The 17,407-nt window shown below is 39.1% G+C and carries 13 protein-coding genes and 4 pseudogenes; 11 read left to right on the top strand and 6 right to left on the bottom strand.

Annotated features, from left to right (window positions below; translation table 11 throughout):
- Positions 1-35: 35 nt before the first annotated feature.
- From BK820_RS13870 to BK820_RS13855, 4 genes are all read right to left on the bottom strand, one after another.
- The gene (locus tag BK820_RS13870; RefSeq protein ID WP_057061711.1) at positions 36-2,513 is read right to left on the bottom strand and encodes a heavy metal translocating P-type ATPase; all 2,478 of its coding nucleotides are present in this window, start codon (positions 2,511-2,513) and stop codon (positions 36-38) included.
- A 178-nt stretch (positions 2,514-2,691) separates the two neighbouring features.
- Positions 2,692-2,886 (bottom strand): heavy-metal-associated domain-containing protein, encoded by a 195-nt coding sequence (locus BK820_RS13865; RefSeq protein WP_004281879.1) that lies wholly within the window; start codon positions 2,884-2,886, stop codon positions 2,692-2,694.
- A 469-nt stretch (positions 2,887-3,355) separates the two neighbouring features.
- The gene (locus tag BK820_RS13860) at positions 3,356-4,237 is read right to left on the bottom strand and encodes a CopD family protein (RefSeq protein WP_004668321.1); all 882 of its coding nucleotides are present in this window, start codon (positions 4,235-4,237) and stop codon (positions 3,356-3,358) included.
- A 64-nt stretch (positions 4,238-4,301) separates the two neighbouring features.
- Positions 4,302-4,682, bottom strand: a complete 381-nt coding sequence (locus BK820_RS13855) for a copper resistance CopC family protein (protein WP_004281877.1) — start codon at positions 4,680-4,682, stop codon at positions 4,302-4,304.
- 351 nt (positions 4,683-5,033) lie between these two features.
- Between BK820_RS13855 and BK820_RS13850 the strand changes: the two genes are divergently transcribed.
- From BK820_RS13850 to BK820_RS13825, 6 genes and pseudogenes are all read left to right on the top strand, one after another.
- Positions 5,034-5,276, top strand: coding sequence for a DUF2789 family protein (locus tag BK820_RS13850; RefSeq protein ID WP_004281876.1), 243 nt, complete (start codon positions 5,034-5,036; stop codon positions 5,274-5,276).
- Positions 5,277-5,879: 603 nt separating this feature from the next.
- Positions 5,880-6,311 carry a hypothetical protein gene (locus BK820_RS13845; RefSeq protein ID WP_004695737.1) on the top strand — a complete coding sequence of 144 codons (432 nt, stop codon included), beginning with the start codon at positions 5,880-5,882 and terminating at the stop codon, positions 6,309-6,311.
- A gap of 26 nt (positions 6,312-6,337) precedes the next feature.
- Positions 6,338-6,585: pseudogene (locus BK820_RS13840) on the top strand (DUF2933 domain-containing protein).
- A 20-nt stretch (positions 6,586-6,605) separates the two neighbouring features.
- On the top strand, positions 6,606-7,256 hold the full coding sequence (locus BK820_RS13835; protein WP_004663997.1) for a methyltransferase family protein: 651 nt from the start codon (positions 6,606-6,608) through the stop codon (positions 7,254-7,256).
- A gap of 11 nt (positions 7,257-7,267) precedes the next feature.
- Complete coding sequence (locus tag BK820_RS13830) at positions 7,268-9,643, top strand: heavy metal translocating P-type ATPase (protein ID WP_071321247.1); 2,376 nt, start codon at positions 7,268-7,270, stop codon at positions 9,641-9,643.
- A pseudogene (locus BK820_RS13825) lies at positions 9,640-10,922 on the top strand (MgtC/SapB family protein). The gene BK820_RS13830 and the pseudogene BK820_RS13825 overlap by 4 nt, the downstream one beginning before the upstream one ends.
- A 38-nt stretch (positions 10,923-10,960) precedes the next feature.
- Here BK820_RS13825 and BK820_RS13820 read toward each other — a convergent pair.
- A complete protein-coding gene (locus BK820_RS13820; protein WP_071321246.1) occupies positions 10,961-12,361 on the bottom strand; it encodes a heavy metal sensor histidine kinase in 1,401 nt (466 codons plus the stop codon).
- Entirely contained in the window at positions 12,354-13,034 is a 681-nt protein-coding gene (locus BK820_RS13815) for a heavy metal response regulator transcription factor (protein ID WP_004663993.1), read from the bottom strand. Before BK820_RS13815 ends, BK820_RS13820 begins: the two co-directional genes overlap by 8 nt.
- A gap of 148 nt (positions 13,035-13,182) precedes the next feature.
- Here BK820_RS13815 and BK820_RS13810 point away from each other — a divergent pair, with 148 nt between their 5' ends.
- The 5 genes and pseudogenes from BK820_RS13810 to BK820_RS15235 form a co-directional block, all read left to right on the top strand.
- Complete coding sequence (locus BK820_RS13810) at positions 13,183-13,479, top strand: hypothetical protein (RefSeq protein WP_004760992.1); 297 nt, start codon at positions 13,183-13,185, stop codon at positions 13,477-13,479.
- A gap of 89 nt (positions 13,480-13,568) precedes the next feature.
- Positions 13,569-15,488 carry a copper resistance system multicopper oxidase gene (locus tag BK820_RS13805; RefSeq protein WP_071321245.1) on the top strand — a complete coding sequence of 640 codons (1,920 nt, stop codon included), beginning with the start codon at positions 13,569-13,571 and terminating at the stop codon, positions 15,486-15,488.
- Complete coding sequence (locus BK820_RS13800) at positions 15,475-16,395, top strand: copper resistance protein B (protein WP_005220168.1); 921 nt, start codon at positions 15,475-15,477, stop codon at positions 16,393-16,395. Before BK820_RS13805 ends, BK820_RS13800 begins: the two co-directional genes overlap by 14 nt.
- Before the next feature lie 109 nt (positions 16,396-16,504).
- A pseudogene (locus BK820_RS13795) lies at positions 16,505-16,798 on the top strand (IS5/IS1182 family transposase); the annotation flags it as partial.
- A 67-nt stretch (positions 16,799-16,865) separates the two neighbouring features.
- A pseudogene (locus BK820_RS15235) lies at positions 16,866-17,407 on the top strand (IS3-like element ISAba22 family transposase); the annotation flags it as partial.

Raw genomic sequence — 17,407 nt, 5'->3', positions numbered from 1 at the left:
CTTTGTGCAACAAAGCCAATGTATATAAAAAATGGTTAAATAATTGCAAGGGGGGCTTTAAAACGTTTTAATCGTAAAGCATTTCCTAGTACAAATATTGACGAGAGAGCCATTGCACCAGCAGCAAATACAGGAGAAAGTAGCAGTCCAAATTGCGGATAAAGTACACCTGCTGCAATAGGAATCAGAGCTGCATTGTAAACAAATGCCCAAAATAAATTTTCACGAATATTGGTTATAGTCGCTTTGCTTAAAGCGATAGCATTTGGCACTCCTTTCAGGTTGCCAGACATCAAAACCACATCAGCAGCTTCAATAGCTACGTCTGTACCTGTACCTATTGCTAAACCAATATCTGCTTCTGCAAGTGCAGGGGCATCATTAATGCCATCTCCAACATATGCGAGTTTACCATATTGATTTTTTAATTTTTTAACGGCCTCTATTTTACCTTCTGGTAAGACTTCTGCAATAACCTCATCAATACCTAGTTTTTTTGCAATCGCTTGAGCTGTATGACGGTTATCACCTGTAATCATGGCAACCTTTAAACCTAACTGATGTAACGCTTCAATTGCAGCAAATGTTGATTCTTTAATTGGATCTGCTACAGCAATAATGGCAGCAAGTTTCTGGTCAATCGCAACATAGAGAGGGGTTTTTCCTTCTTCTCCCAAACGATCCGAAAATTGAGAAAAAACAGTAGGATTCAAACCTAGTTTTTCCATATATCGATCTGCACCAATATGAACCAAATGCTCAGAAACCTTCGCTTCTATTCCGTAGCCGGTCACTGATTTAAAATCAGCAACAGGAGACAGGATTAATTCCTTATCTATAGCGGCTTGTACAATTGCTCGAGCAATAGGGTGCTCAGACTTTGATTCAACGGCTGCCATCAGTGAAAGTACGGTATTGTATTCAAAACCTTCTAAGACATGCAGATCGGTTAAAATTGGTTTCCCTTCAGTCAGAGTCCCTGTTTTATCAACTGCAACCACTTTAGTTTCTTTGAGCAGCTGTAAAGCTTCACCTTTACGAAATAAAACCCCCATTTCAGCACCCCGCCCAGTTCCCACCATGATTGATGTAGGCGTTGCAAGTCCCATCGCACAAGGACATGCAATAATGAGTACAGCAACCGCGTTCACTAAACTAAAAGTTAGGGCTGGTTCAGGGCCGAAGATAAACCACGTAAGAAAAGTTAAAAGAGAGAGACCCATTACTACAGGTACAAACCACATGGTAATTTTATCAACCAATGCCTGAATAGGCAGCTTGGAACCCTGTGCCTGTTCAACCATTCGGATGATTTGAGAAAGCACTGATGAACTACCAACAGAGGTGGCTTTGATATTTAAGCTGCCACTTTGGTTAATTGTTCCTCCTACCACAGTAGAGCCTATCGTTTTTTCAACGGGCATAGGCTCGCCAGTAATCATGGATTCATCAATAAAACTTTGGCCGTGAATAACTTCACCATCGACAGGGATACGCTCGCCTGGTCTAATCTCTACAATCGTTCCTGTTTGAACTTCGGCAATCGGAACTTCTATCACCTGATTATTGAGCTGTATTCTGGCAACTTTAGGCTGCATTCCAACTAGATGTTGAATTGCTAAAGACGTTCGGCCTTTTGCCTTGGCTTCAAAAAATCTACCTAATAGAATTAAAGTGATAATAACCGCTGCAGCTTCATAATAAACATTGACCGTGCCTTGTGGCAGGACACTTGGAAAGAAAGTAGCAACCACTGAATAAAGATAAGCAGCCAATGTTCCTACAGCCACCAAGGAATTCATGTCTGGTGCTAAGCGGAATAAACTTGGGATGCCCTTTTTGAAGAAGCGTCGGCCTGGAAAAATTAATGCTACTGTGGTCAAGAAAAATTGCATTAACCAGCTATTTTGTTGGCCAATGTTATCCATCATAAACGTATGAAAGGCGGGAATCAGGTGTGATCCCATTTCTAAAATAAAAACGGGTAGAGTCAATAAGACTGACAAAATTAAATCTTTTTTAAGTTTTTCTAATTCAATATTCTTTTTATCTTGAAAGCTTTCCGTAGTTTGATGAACTGACTTTGCTTCAAACCCTGCTTTGGTGACAGCCTGAATTAACGAGTCACGAGTGACAGATGAGCTTGCCTGAATAGTCGCTTTTTCAGTAGCCAGATTTACATGTGCTGATTCCACACCCTCAACAGATTTTAAGGCTTTTTCTACTCGACCTACACAAGAAGCACATGACATACCCTCAATCGTAAGCTCTATTGGTTGCAGCGCTTCCACTTCGTAGCCTGCTTTTTCTACGGCTTTAATTAAAGTAGCGCGATCAAGTGGTTGATGCGCATAAATGACTGCTTTTTCGGTAGCCAGATTTACATGAGCCGATTCAACACCCTCAACAGATTTTAAAGCTTTTTCCACACGGCCTACACAAGAAGCACATGTCATCCCCTCAATCTCTAATGTTTCACTGTAGTGTGGCGTATCAGTCATTTCGGTACTCATATACGATCTCTATCATTTAGATATGCTGAGTTCTATATGCGAAGATCAGCTCGAACCAAGATTAGGGGGAATTCAGGGATTACTTTTATTTCAAGCAAGTACAGGTTTTATCTGTACGATGAGGAAAATAAGAGAGAGTAAAAGTGGTAAGGAATTCCCACTGTTACTCTAACAGAGATTAAGCAGGATCAGCTGTAAATCCACGCTCACTGAGAGTGGCAATGACTTGATCCTGACTCACCGTTGTGTTGATTTCAACAATACGGTTTTGTAAATCAATATCGAGTGAGGCATTCGAGTCGAGCTCTTTAATTGCGGTAGTAATGCCGCGTGCACAACCACCACAAGTCATATTAGCGATGTGAAATTTCATATGTTGCTCCTTTTTAACAAAACATTTGTTTAAAACATTAGAACAGTAACTCTAAACTTTCACCATACAACCAGCCTTTTTCTGAATCAGTTACTCGCTGTAACTTGGTCTGTTTACAACCTTACAGTTTTCTTCAGAGTATTCCAAAGAAGAGTGTTCTAATGACTACAGTAAAAGTACTTAACCAACATTAATGTGACTTTAAAATGACATTTTTGTCATCTACGATCACTCTGAAATTTATAAGATTAGTTATTTCAATCAATGGTAGTGAACTGAATAGATGAGACCGTTATGGGTTGAAGATAAGCTAAAAACCGGTGACTACCTTTATGTATAATGCCTCATGATGCGATTTTACTGTTCTGATTGTCGTAAGTTGGCAGTCCAGTAGAAACTTTATTGCTCAGCTACAAAAGATAAATGCAGTAATGTTAAATTTCCTCAATTCCCTTATTTTGAAATTCTCTTATTCAATACCCACGACAGTGGTTATATAGCCTGTTGTTAATAGAATTGATAGACCTAATAACATCTCAAATAAAATGGCATGACTAAGGTGTTTAGCGAATTTAGGATGTTGAAGACGCGGGGTGAAATACCATTTGTTGAAGGCAGCTAAAAGTAGAATACCTATAACAAAAAACATTTTAACCATGAAACCATAGCCATATGCAGTATTGATTAAGGTATTAAAATCTTTAATTAAAAGAAGAGCTACACTAGCGCCACAGGCGATTAATATCCCAACAATGAAAGCAGCAATACGTCCAAATACATGCATGCGATCTTTTAAAGGTAAACCACTTATTTCCCGGCTGGTTTTCCATAACGGATATAAAGACCCCATCCATAACGACATAACTAGAATATGGATTGATAATAAAATTTGAGCAAGTAAGGTTAAATTAGCGACATGTCCGAGCTGGGAAAAACTAAAAATAATCGGGAGAAGTAAAACACAAAATATTGAACTTTCAATTATAGAAAACTGACCTTTGTTCCTGTTAACTTTAACCACCATGAGAAGAAGTAAAAGAGCAAAACTAATAGAACGAAGAACGTATATATACCCCGTCGGAGTATTAACCAATATATTAATATACGTGGGGTCCACCATCCCTGTAATACCAGTATTGGCAAAACTACCAATCAGAATAAAAAATCCCAAGGTACTGGAAATTAGGCCTAATCCAGCGCCAATTGTAATATATTTAAGAATCGATTCTTTTAGTTCAAGATATTGTCTAAGTAAAAAATAGCAAAAGGCTCCACCAACGACAAAAGCTACACTTAAATATAAAATAACCTTAGTTAACCAAGTGGCCCACATCCAATATTCAGAAATCATTATTTTTGTCCATTCTAGAACAACATGCCAGCACCTCACTGACATGTTGAAAGGTAATCAATTCTTATTTAGTTGATTTGATAGTGAAACTATATTCACCATTCATGTTGTGACCATCTTTCCCCATTGTTGTCCAGACAACGGTATATTTACCTTTTTTCAGTTTCGGAAGAGCGACATCAAAGGATTTCTTTAAGTCATGAGTAACTTCATATTTTAAAGGAACATCTCTTCGCTGAGCATCCAGTAACTTAATATTCATCAACATAACCTCTGCACCAAAGTTAAGGGTCAAGTTCTTTGGTTGACTAAGGATAGATGCATTTTCCGCAGGAATCGCACTCACTAAACTCACATGAGCGAACGTAGTTGTAGTAGCCACAATCATCGTTGCAGCTACTACAACATTACGTAGAGCAGTCATTTTATTTTGAAATAATTTCATTTACGTTTCCTCTTGATTCGTTAGTTCATTAGAGATGACTTTATAAAATCTATATTTAATGAGACCACATCATCTCCTCTTATATTTCAATTATTAGTGAGAGACAGAAACAGAGCGATGACTTCAAAATTACATTTTTGTCATTTTTAAAATTTAAAATCTTTAACTATTAAAATAATCTTATTGAAAAATAATGATCATTTAACAAACAAATTATGTAGGTGGTTGATTTATGAAATGTAGTAATCATTTTGTCTAAGAAAATAGTAGCTATTTAATTTTTTATATTTTAGTTTAAATATAAACATGTTATGTTTAATTTGATCTAATATAAATTTGTGGGCTAAGCACATGACTCAAACACGTCCAAGAATGACCAAATTATTTGAACAGCTTGGTTTAGCTTCTACTGAAGAAGCAATTGCAAAATTCATAGAGAGCCATCAGCTAGCTGGAGATGTTTTTTTAACACAAGCAATTTTTTGGACTGATGCTCAACGTCATTTTTTAGAAGAAAAACTACACTCTGATGGTGAATGGACGACAGTGATTGATCAATTAAATGAGTCTTTACATGAAAATTCAGTAAAATAATTTTCCGTTAGTATTAAGGATCTACATTCTTCCCTGCATTGAATACAACTCATTCATACAGTAGTACTGTTTTGGAGATGGAATCTCTATTATATAAGTAGTAGATTCCTTACTCTGAAATTTGGATTATAAACCCTAATATTAAAAATAATCTTCTTTACCTTCTATCTAATAAATATACCAATAAGTTTAATAATTAAATTATCCACCCTTTTTTCTATAAAAAACTCTTTTGATCAACTGTATTTTTTCTTTAAAGGAATAACAGTGTAAATTACATTAAGAATGTGTCTCTAACTAGCCTTGGAGTCATCTAATCATTTCATTTTTATTTTTTTAAGCACATAAAATCATAACAACTTTAATAGTTTTAAAAGATTAATATTAAATAAAATTTTTGTCATCTCAGCATAGACTATATATTTCGAGAAGATCTCAAAATTACATTTTTGTCATTTTTAAAAATAATTAATTAATAGTGCTAAAATTTTTAAGAGAGACAGAGAATAAACAAAAATTTCATCAGTTTAGTAGTCAAATTCCTAGACTCTGTTCAGTACTAAAACATAGCTTTTACTTCCAAATTATTTAAAGGAAAAAATTATGATGAAATTCAAAAACATTTTTTTGGGCTTATGTATCGCAGCCGCGTCATTGAATACATTTGCACAGCAATCCGATGAACACAAAGATCACCACCCTGAAAAAACAGCACCATCTGCAGTAACAATTAAGCAAACAGTTACCAGCACCACTGCTACAGATAAAATGGCTGCAATGGATCAACACATGAAGGCGATGCAAGCCATGCATGAGAAGATGATGGCTGCAAAAACCCCACAAGAACGTCAGAAACTTATGGCTGAGCACATGAAACTCATGCAAGGAGGTATGAGTATGATGAAACAGATGGGCAGCCAAAGCATGAATGCAAATATGGCTGACCGTCAGCAGATGATGGAAAAACGTATGGACATGATGCAATCCATGATGCAGATGATGATGGACTGTATGCCTCCGTCAGCAACTAAATAGTTACCCATGAATTAGGGGAAAGCACCATGAATCACCAACACCAAGAAAATAATTCAGTACCTAACTTCTGGTCTACACGTTATGCCATTGGTCTAATCGTGCTGGGTGGTATCGCAGCTTATTTTCTATTAACGGAACATTTAGCCCACGTTATCGGTGCTTTGCCTTATTTATTCCTTTTAGCGTGTCCACTGATGCATATTTTTATGCATGGTGGTCATGGGCATAACCACTCGCAGCAAAAAAATCCGATATATCTGATAACAAAAAATAGCTCTTATCAGGAGATCCATCATGAATCATGCGGAATCGGCTTATGGTTTATGGACGCTGGTTATCATTAACTCAGCAGTTTTTATCATGTTCGCTTTCAGTTTTTTTAGACCTTCCACTGCGCGCGATTGGCGTACATTTGGGGCCTTTTCGGCTTTTATCATTGCTCTATTTGTCGAAATGTATGGTTTTCCTTTAACCATTTACCTGTTATCTGGTTGGCTTCAAACTCGCTTCCCTCAACTTGACTTACTTTCTCATAATGCAGGTCACTTGTGGTCAACGCTATTAGGTGAAAAAGGTGATCCACATTTTGGCATTTTGCATATCGCCAGTTACGTTTTCTTGGGCTATGGATTTTACCTGTTATCAACGTCATGGCACGTGCTGTACAACGCGCAACGTCAGCATTCTTTAGCGATCACAGGCCCTTATGCACGTATACGTCACCCACAATACGTGGCTTTTGTGATGATCTTGCTGGGTTTTTTATTGCAATGGCCAACTTTACTGACACTGATTATGTTTCCAATCCTACTCTTAATGTACAGCCGCTTGGCAATTAAGGAAGAGGCTGAAATGAGTAAACAGTTTGGCGCTGTCTATGACAGCTATGCTCAACAGACTCCGAGATTTATTCCAAAATTCGGCCATAAAACCACTTTTCCATAAGAGAATTATTTATGTCAGATCAAAAAAATCATAACCAGGACCATATGGCACAGGCTACAACAGACGTACTGAAAGACCCAGTCTGTGGTATGACCGTCACTGAAGAATCGAAATACCATGAGGAATTTAAGGGGAAAACTTACTTTTTTTGCAGTGATAAATGTCAATCAAAGTTTCATAGCAGCCCGGTGCAATATATCGCTAAACCCGCAACGACGACTGCCGATGCACATACACAGCATCATCAGACTGTTCAACACGTTAATGCGGCAAGCACAACAGGTACGACCATCTATACATGCCCAATGCATCCAGAAATCAGGCAAGATCATCCTGGAAACTGTCCTAAATGCGGAATGACACTGGAGCCACTCATTCCTGAATTAGAGGAAGATGAGGATCCGGAGTTACGTGATTTCCGCCGACGCTTCTGGTGGACACTGCCATTGACCATCATCGTGACTTTTTTGGCGATGTTTGGTCATCAAATGAACCTGTTCAATATGGCTGTTCAGAGCTGGATTGAACTGGTGTTGTCACTCCCAATTGTACTTTGGGCAGGTTGGCCATTTTTTTCCCGGGGTTGGCAATCGGTTGTGAATCGCAGCCCGAACATGTGGACGCTGATTGGTTTGGGCACTGGAGCTGCATTTATTTATAGTGTGGTCGCAACCATTGCACCGCAAATCTTCCCAGACTCATTTATTTCCATGGGTCGTGTCGCTGTTTACTTTGAAGCTTCAGCGGTCATCATTTCATTGACCCTACTGGGACAAATATTGGAGTTAAAAGCACGTTCGCAAACTTCTGCTGCAATTAAGTCACTCCTTGGGCTCGCTCCTAAAACAGCTCGCCGAATCTTGCCTGATGGAACTGAAGAAGATGTTCCTCTAACGCATGTCCATGTAGGAGATTTACTCAGAATTCGCCCAGGTGAAAAAGTGCCTGTGGATGGTGTAATCACTGAAGGAAGTAGTTCAGTGGATGAATCGATGCTGACAGGTGAACCTTTACCTATCACTAAACGTATCGGCGATAAAGTCATTGGAGCTACCCTGAATACCAATGGTTCATTGATCATGCGTTCAGAGAAAATTGGTTCAAGTACCATGTTATCCCAGATCGTACAGATGGTGGCGCAAGCTCAACGATCGAGAGCACCAATGCAACGTATGGCTGATCAGGTAGCAGGTTGGTTCGTCATGGCTGTAGTGACCATTGCCTTGCTTACCTTCTTTGGATGGGGATTGTTCGGCCCAGAAGAGTCGAGCTGGGTTTATGCATTAATCAATGCTGTGGCAGTACTCATTATTGCCTGTCCTTGTGCACTAGGCTTGGCAACTCCAATGTCTATCATGGTTGCGACGGGTCAAGGTGCTACTCATGGTGTGCTGTTTCGTGATGCAGCAGCCATTGAGAATCTACGCAAGATTGACACACTAATCATCGATAAAACAGGTACGTTAACTGAAGGACGCCCTGTATTCGATCGTGTAGTTGCCGCATCAGATTTTGACGAATCTGAAGTATTACGTTTAGCCGCCAGTCTTGATCAAGGCAGTGAACACCCGCTAGCCGAAGCGATTGTAAACGCAGCACACGAACGTGGCCTGTCTCTTGAAACACCAGATAATTTTGAATCGGGCTCAGGGATTGGTGTTCGAGGTCAAGTGGGCGATCGTCAGTTAGCTTTGGGCAACACAGCACTGATGGAGCAATTGGGTATCTCGGTACAATCTCTGATTCCGCAAGCCGAAGAGCTGCGTTCGGAAGGTGCAAGTGTGATGCATCTAGCCATCAATGGTGAATTGGCCGGTCTGCTTGCAGTATCCGATCCCATCAAAAAAAATACCCCAGAAGCACTTGCCACCCTGAAGGAAGCGGGTCTACGTATCGTGATGGCAACAGGAGATGGTCTCACCACTGCCCGTTCAGTCGCAGCACGTCTAGGCATTGATGAGGTACATGGCGAAGTCAAACCCGCAGATAAACTAGAACTGGTCAGCAAATTGCAGAAGGAAGGTCGCATCGTGGCTATGGCTGGTGATGGCATCAATGATGCACCAGCCTTGGCTAAAGCTGATGTCGGTATCGCTATGGGAACCGGGACTGATGTTGCAATGAATAGTGCCCAAGTTACGCTGGTCAAGGGAGATTTACGAGGGATTGCTGTTGCCCGTTCACTTTCGGAAGCTACTGTCGGCAACATGAAACAGAACCTCATGTTTGCTTTCCTTTACAATGCTTTGGGTATCCCTATCGCGGCTGGCGTACTATATCCATTTACCGGTTGGTTGTTGTCACCGATGATTGCCGCCTTGGCTATGAGTTTGAGTTCAGCTTCAGTCATCACGAATGCCCTTCGCCTGCGAAATAAAAAGTTATGATAGAGAGTTCTTTTCTTCCACCAGATGTACCAGGTCTTATTGCAGCACTTGCCATCGGCCTGCTCATTGGTTTAGAACGAGGATGGCACGATCGTGAATTGCCCGAGGGCAGCCGAGTAGCAGGCCTACGTACCTTCACATTGACAGGATTGCTCGGAGGAGTGCTCGGTCATTTACAACCAAACTTCGGGCCTTGGCCGCTGGTCGCGGCCGTATTAGGGCTTTCCTTATTATTAACAGTGTCCTACGCGCGTACCGCAAAACTTTCCGGTAATCTAAGCGCTACCACGACGATCGCGATGCTGTTGACATTAGTTTTAGGTGCATATGCATCCCATGGTAATGTTACTTTAGCATTAACCGCGGCTGTAATCGTCGCTGTATTTTTGGATCTCAAGCCAACCTTACACGGTTGGCTACGCTTGATAGAGCATCGTGAATTAACCGCATCCCTGCAGTTGCTGGTACTTTCTGTCGTTATATTACCCTACTTACCCAATACGGGTCTGGGACCTTTTGCTGCATTAAATCCTTACCAGTTATGGTGGGCAGTGATCCTGATTGCCGGACTCTCTCTGGCAGGTCATTTTGCCATGCGGCTTACCGGTTCAGAAAGAGGCATATTCTGGACAGGTCTATTGGGTGGTTTGGCATCTTCTACAGCTGCAACTGTCGCACTGGCACGCTATACACGCCAGCACCCCGTCATGGTCAGTGCTGCTATTTCTGGAACATTGGCTGCCTGTGGCATCATGTTTTTTCGTATGGTTGTGCTGATAGGCGTCATTGAGCCAGCATTGCTAAGCACTTTTGGTGGTGCAATGATGATTGCGGGAATCCTTCTGCTGGGTATGGCATTGTGGAGACAACGCCAAATTACCAGCGCTGAAAACAACGATCGAACAATAGAAGCAATGGCTCCTTTTGATCTTGGGACAGCATTCAGCTTCGCTGCTTTCCTGGCTGTCATGGCAGTCTTGGTCCCGGCAGCAAAACAATGGTTGGGCACCAGCGGCATCTTCGTATTATCGACTATTTCTGGGCTAGCAGACGTAGATGCTATTTTAGTCTCACTTGCCCGCCTGCATAGTACTGAAGGCTTAACAACAAATGTGGCTGCTGTCGCGCTAGGGCTGGCCACACTGAGCAACATGTTAAGCAAAGCGACAATTGCATGGATGACAGGGGGGCACAGTTTGGCCGAGCTATCATATTTGGCTACACAATTGCCATGATAGGTGCTGGCGTAGCTCTGGCTCTCAGTTTGAGCTTTATGTAAGGTCAACTCGGGTAAATGGAAGATGTTCAAAAAATGAGTTAAAATGATTCCCCTTGCATGGATTCACTTTGAAAAACAATGGTAAAAATGATTCGACCATTGAGGGATTCAGCCTGGATGGTCGCCCCAAGCATATCAAGAATAGATTTTGTTATGGCAAGCCCTAAGCCGGTTCCTTCTTCTGTTCTTTGTCTAGACGCATCTGTTCGATAAAAACGATCAAATAATCTGGATAGTTGTTCAGGAGAGAGTTCAGGGCCTTCATTTTCAATTGAAAATATTGTGTTATCTAAATTCTGTTGAAGTTTTATCTGTATTGTAGAATTCTTGTTTCCATATTTAACTGCATTAGACAATAGGTTGCTGAGTGCGCGACGTAACATAGCAGGATCACCTTTTACATTGCCAGATCCTGTTTGTTGAAGTGTCATATTTTTTTCGGCAGCTAGCGCATCATAGAAATCAAATAAAGCGGTAACTTCTTTAACGAGGTCAATATTCTGTAAGTTCTGTAAATTTAAGCCATGTTCTGCTTTTGCCAAGAAAAGCATATCGGACACCATTCGAGCCAAACGTTCAAATTCTTCTAAATTAGAAAATAGTATTTCTTGATAAGTACCAATATCTCGGTTACGGGCGAGACATACTTGAGTTTGGGTCATTAAATTATTAATCGGTGTTCTAATTTCATGTGCTAAATCAGATGAAAAATCGGAAAGTTTTTCTAAAGCTGACTCTAGTCTGTCCAGCATAGCATTGAAGGCGATTGCCAATGATTTTAGTTCGGTTGGTGTATGCTCAACTTCTAAACGTTCTGAAAGATGTTGAGCAGAAATTCCTTCTGCGACCTTAGCCATTTTTTGCACTGGTCTTAAACCTCTCCAGGTTGCAAACCAACCTAAAAACATTAAACAAATTGTACCAGCCAAACCAATATACAAAAGTTGACGCTTAAAATCTTTTAGAAAATGTAGATGTTCTGATGTATCGATCCCAACAATAATTCGTACAGATTGTATTTCAGAATTTCTATTTATACCTGTAGTGTAGATCATGCCACGATAGGTCTTATTTTGAACTTGCCATTTAATCCATGAATTATTTGCTGACTTGATTAAATTTTGAGTATTAATGATTGAGGATGCTGAACTAAATAAAACTTTACCTGTCGGTCGTTCTATTTGGACCATAAGATCATGGTGTCCAACTAACGCATCTCTTAAATAAAGATTAAGTTCTGGAGAATTTTTAGGATGCTGTTGGAGAAGATTCTGAATAAGCTGGATTTTACCTTCTAATTGGGTACGGTCTTGAGTTTCAAAATGATGCATTACTAATTTATTTATGAACAAACCCATAATAATTAGAATGAAAATAGTAGATAATGAGAAAATGATACCGATCCGGAAACTGATCGCTCTGAATAAATTATTATTCATCCTCTACCTCTAGTACATACCCCATTCCTCGAATATTCTGAATTAATTTGGGAGTAAAGTTACTGTCAACTTTACTTCTTAATCGTTTAATAGCGACTTCAACGACATTCGTATCACTATCAAAGTTCATATCCCAAATTTGAGATGCAATAAGTGCTCTTGGTAGAATTTCACCTCTTCTACGCATAAAAAGCTCCATAAGCGCAAATTCTTTAGCCGTCAGATCAATGCGTTGACCTGCTCGTGTTACCCGACGTTTTCTCAAATCAAGTTCTAAATCAGCAATCTTAATAATATTATTATCTTCTCTTTGTTGCCCTCGTCTAAGGAGCGTTTTTATTCGAGCTAGAAGCTCTGCAAAAGCAAAAGGCTTTACTAAATAATCATCAGCGCCTAACTCTAAACCTTTTACTCGATCTTCGATTTGATCTCGGGCGGTAAGAAAAAGAATGGGCATTGTTTTACCGCTGCTACGAATATCATTGATAATATTCCAACCATTTAGTCCAGGTAACATCACGTCTAAAATAATTAAGTCATACTCTTCAGAAAGAGCTTGATGTTTACCCGTTAACCCATCTGTAACCCAGTCCGTAATATAGCCAGCTTCGGATAAACCTTGCTTGAGATAATCACCAGTTTTTTGTTCATCTTCAACTAATAGTATTCTCATTTCCGAATCCTAAGTCATTCATTAAAACTATAATAACGTTATAAAACATCTGATCGAGATAGATTACAAAAATGTCATTTTCAAGTCACTTAGATGTTCAGTGCTTCACTTTATTGTAGTAGCAAGAAATTAACTTTTAGAGAAACTTATGAAAACTGTAGTGCGTCGTAGTCTAACAATTTTAATGTGTGCTGGAACTTTAATTGCTGGTACTCAATCTTGGGCAAAAGATGTATCAACCTCAAGTGCCACTAAAACGGTAAAAGCACAGAAACCTTGTACAAAACCTTGTAAAATGGAAAAAGATGACAAGACTCAGCAAGATCATAGTCAACATCAGTCTCCTAACTCATCTGACATGTCAAAAATGGATCATTCTATGATGAATATGGACCATTCTAAAATGGATCATTCAAAGATGAATATGCCTGGTAGCAATAAATAATTTTATAAATAGCGAGAAAGAAGTATTAAAGTTTATACTAAATATTTGCTTTATTACTTCAATCTTGACCTTTCTAAAGGTGAGATAGAATGTCAAAAAAGTTAAGTCATGTACTCTTAATTGGAGTTGGTTTATTTTCATCAACTTGGGTAATGGCGGCAGTTAAAGAATATGATTTAACAATCGCTGAACAAACTGTAAATATCACAGGAAAACCGCTAAAGAGAATTACCGTTAATGGTAAATTCGTTGCACCACTTCTTGAATTTGAAGAAGGTGATGAGGCCGTTATCCGTGTTCACAATAAGTTAAAAAATCAGGACTCTTCAATCCATTGGCATGGCTTATTATTACCTGGAATTATGGATGGTGTACCTGGATTTAACAAATTTAATGGCATTGCCCCTAATAAAACTTATGAATATAAGTTTAAAGTCCGCCAAAATGGTACTTATTGGTATCATTCACATAGTAAAGGACAAGAACAAGACGGTTTATATGGTGCTTTTGTTATTTATCCTAAAGATAAAACTCCACTAACAGCTGCTGAAAAAACCGATAAAGATTACGTTGTTTTGCTTTCTGATTTTCATAATTCAACAAGTGATCAAATTATGAAAAATCTTAAAAAAGAAGCAGATTACTATCAGAACCGTCGCGAAACAGTATTCGATGTATTAAAACAAGTTAAACGTGATGGATTAAAGGCAACTTGGCAAGACCGCTCTATGTGGAATCAGATGCGGATGTTGAAAACAGATATGTCCGATGTGACTGGTTATACATTTTTAATGAATGGCAAAACACCTCAGCAAAACTGGACCGGTAACTTCAAAGCTGGTGAAAAAGTTCGCCTTCGTTTTATTAATGCTTCCGCTATGTCATTCTTTGATGTACGCATTCCAAACCTAAAAATGACTGTAGTCAGTGCTGATGGTCAACCTGTAAAGCCCGTTCCTGTAGATGAGTTCCGTATTGGTACTGCTGAAACCTATGATGTCATTGTGGAACCAAAACAAGCACATTACCAAATTGAAGCTGAATCTATTGATCGTACCGGTTTTTCAGTGGGAACATTACATGAAGAAAGCAGCCCAGCAGTCAAACAAATTGAGATGCCTAAATCTCGCCCTCGTGCTTTATTAACTATGGAAGATATGGGGATGAGCCATGACATGTCATCTATGAAAGATATGAATCACGATATGTCTTCTATGAAAGGTATGGATCATGATATGTCTTCTATGAAAGGCATGAATCACGATATGTCTTCTATGAAAGGTATGGATCATGATATGTCTTCAATGAAAGATATGAATCATGATATGTCTTCTATGAAAGGCATGAATCACGATATGTCTTCTATGAAAGGTATGGATCATGATATGTCTTCTATGAAAGGTATGGATCATGATATGCCGATGAATAGCGCTACTGTTAAGGCGGCTTCAGACAAGAATGATAATACCGTATTTGGATGGGCAAATGCTTCAACACCTGAAGGTAATAAAGCATTGCAATATAGTGATTTGCAATCGTTAGATCCTCAAAAAGACACTCGTGCAGCTGAACGTGAAATAGAGATCCGTCTTGGTGGAAACATGGAGCGTTATATTTGGACAATAAATGGTAAAAAATTTAATGAAGCCGACCCACTAGTGGTGAAGTATGGTGAACGTATTCGCTTAAAATTTGTCAATGACAGTATGATGGCTCACCCAATGCACTTACATGGCATGTTTATGCAGCTTGAGAATGGTCAGGATCCAAGCAATATGCCAAACAAACATACGGTAATTGTTCCACCTGGGAAAACGATAACCACTCTACTCACAGCTGATGAGTTAGGTGAGTGGGCTATTCATTGTCACCTGCTTTACCATATGAGTGCAGGAATGATGAACAAACTCATTGTGGCAAATGTAGATAGCAATGATGTTGATTCAAAAAGTATCGTTGCCCAACCCCATGCAAATGATAAGGGAGTGAATCAACATGCAAACCACTAAAAAACTTTTTTCAAAAACAGTCTTATCAATTGCATTAATAAGTATATCAAACTTAACTTTTGCTGATAACAGTACTTCGCAACAAGAAAGTAATATTACAAATGGTATGAGAGTCTTATTACAGGAGTCTGGTGGCTTAAGATATAGCCCCCAAGAATTGTATCCAGAATATTATTCAATGGAAAATGCAAATGGGGGAGATAATATTATTCTGACCGCAAGAAAGAGATCAGCCCCATCTAATGATGATCATCTTAAAGAACATGGCGGACAAATTTATCAACTAACAAGACTTGAAAATGCATGGATAGTTGATGAAGACGGTAAGGGCAACCTAGGAACAAAGTTTGATACTTTAATTGGGACAGATGAAAATCGTCTATTTATTGAAGCAAATTTGGACAAAGCAGAAAGCAATGATCCTAAATATGATGTATCTGCACTTTATAGCCGTAATGTAGCACCCTTTTGGGATGTACAAGCTGGGGTAAGATATAGTGAAGATAAAAATAACAGCAGCAGCGATCGAGTGGATGGGGTTATTGGTATATTAGGTCTAGCTCCTTATTTCTTTGAAACACAAGCATATCTTTATGGAGGAGAGAATAACTTTTGGGGAACAAGTTTTGAATTCGAACGTGATTTAATTTTAACTCAAAAACTTATTACTCAACCTTACATCGAAGCAGATGTAGTATTTAGTGATGATTCTGACTATGCTGCAAAATCAGGTTTATCAGAACTAAAAACGGGGATCAAAACCCGATATGAAATTACTAAGCGAATTAAACCTTTTATTGACGTTGCTTACCAATATGAAAAAGGACAGAAAGCCACTTCTATGCAAGAGGCTACGGATTCTGAAAAAGGCTGGAAATATGGTGCAGGCATCGAATTAGTTTTTTAAAATAATTTAATGAAAGGAATAGTAGTTTAGCGTACTATTCCTTTCATCTTATAATGGCTTTGTTGCACAAACCTAGCATCAAAAGCTTATTCAGCAATATAATTTCAAAATGAATAAGCCTGCCTCTAAAATCTACCGTACAACCAATTGGTCATCCTATAACCGAGCCTTAATTAACCGAGGTAATATTTCCATTTGGCTTGATCCAAAGACTCAGTGGTATGCACAATCACAAGGCAAGCAAGGTCGAAATCAAACCTACTCCGATACAGCGATTCAATGCTGCTTAATGATCAAATTACTATTCCGACTCTCTTTACGTATGGTCACAGGTTTTGTTCAAAGTCTGATTAAACTCTCTGGATTAGATTGGACAGCTCCGGATTATTCCACCCTTTGTCGTATGATGTGTGCTGAAAAAACAGGAGGTTTTAACTTGGTAAACTAAACACACTCATCAGGAGTTTACCATGAGCAAGAAACACAAGACTTACACCACAGAATTTAAAGCTGAAGCCATCAAATTAATTGAAGCCAATCAAGGCAATATCTCGGAAACAGCTAGACAACTTAGCATTTCAATGCAAACTCTTTCAAATTGGAATACCAAAGCAAAGGCTGGAACTTTAGCAGGTACAAAACAGTATTCACCTGATCTAAACGCTCTACTCGAAGAAAATAAAAAACTCAAACAACAGCTCAAAATAGCTGAAATGGAACGTGAATTTTTAAAAAAGGCAGCAGCGTACTTTGCCAAAGAAAGTCAGTAAGGTACGCCTATATGAAACAAAAAAGATATTCTTTTCCAATTACCTTAATGGCTCGATTACTTCATGTTTCAGTTTCATGTTTTTATGATTGGCTCAAGAGAGGCGTGAGCAAAAGAACGATTCAACGAAATCAACAGACGATATTGGTGAAAATAGCCCATGAGGAGACAAGGCAGAGCTATGGTTATATTCGATTAACCAAATACTTACAAGCTCAGGGTATAAAAATGAGTATGTACGCT

Source organism: Acinetobacter sp. LCT-H3, assembly GCF_001866125.1.
Lineage (GTDB): Bacteria > Pseudomonadota > Gammaproteobacteria > Pseudomonadales > Moraxellaceae > Acinetobacter > Acinetobacter schindleri.
This window is presented reverse-complemented; position numbering and strand designations above follow the sequence as displayed.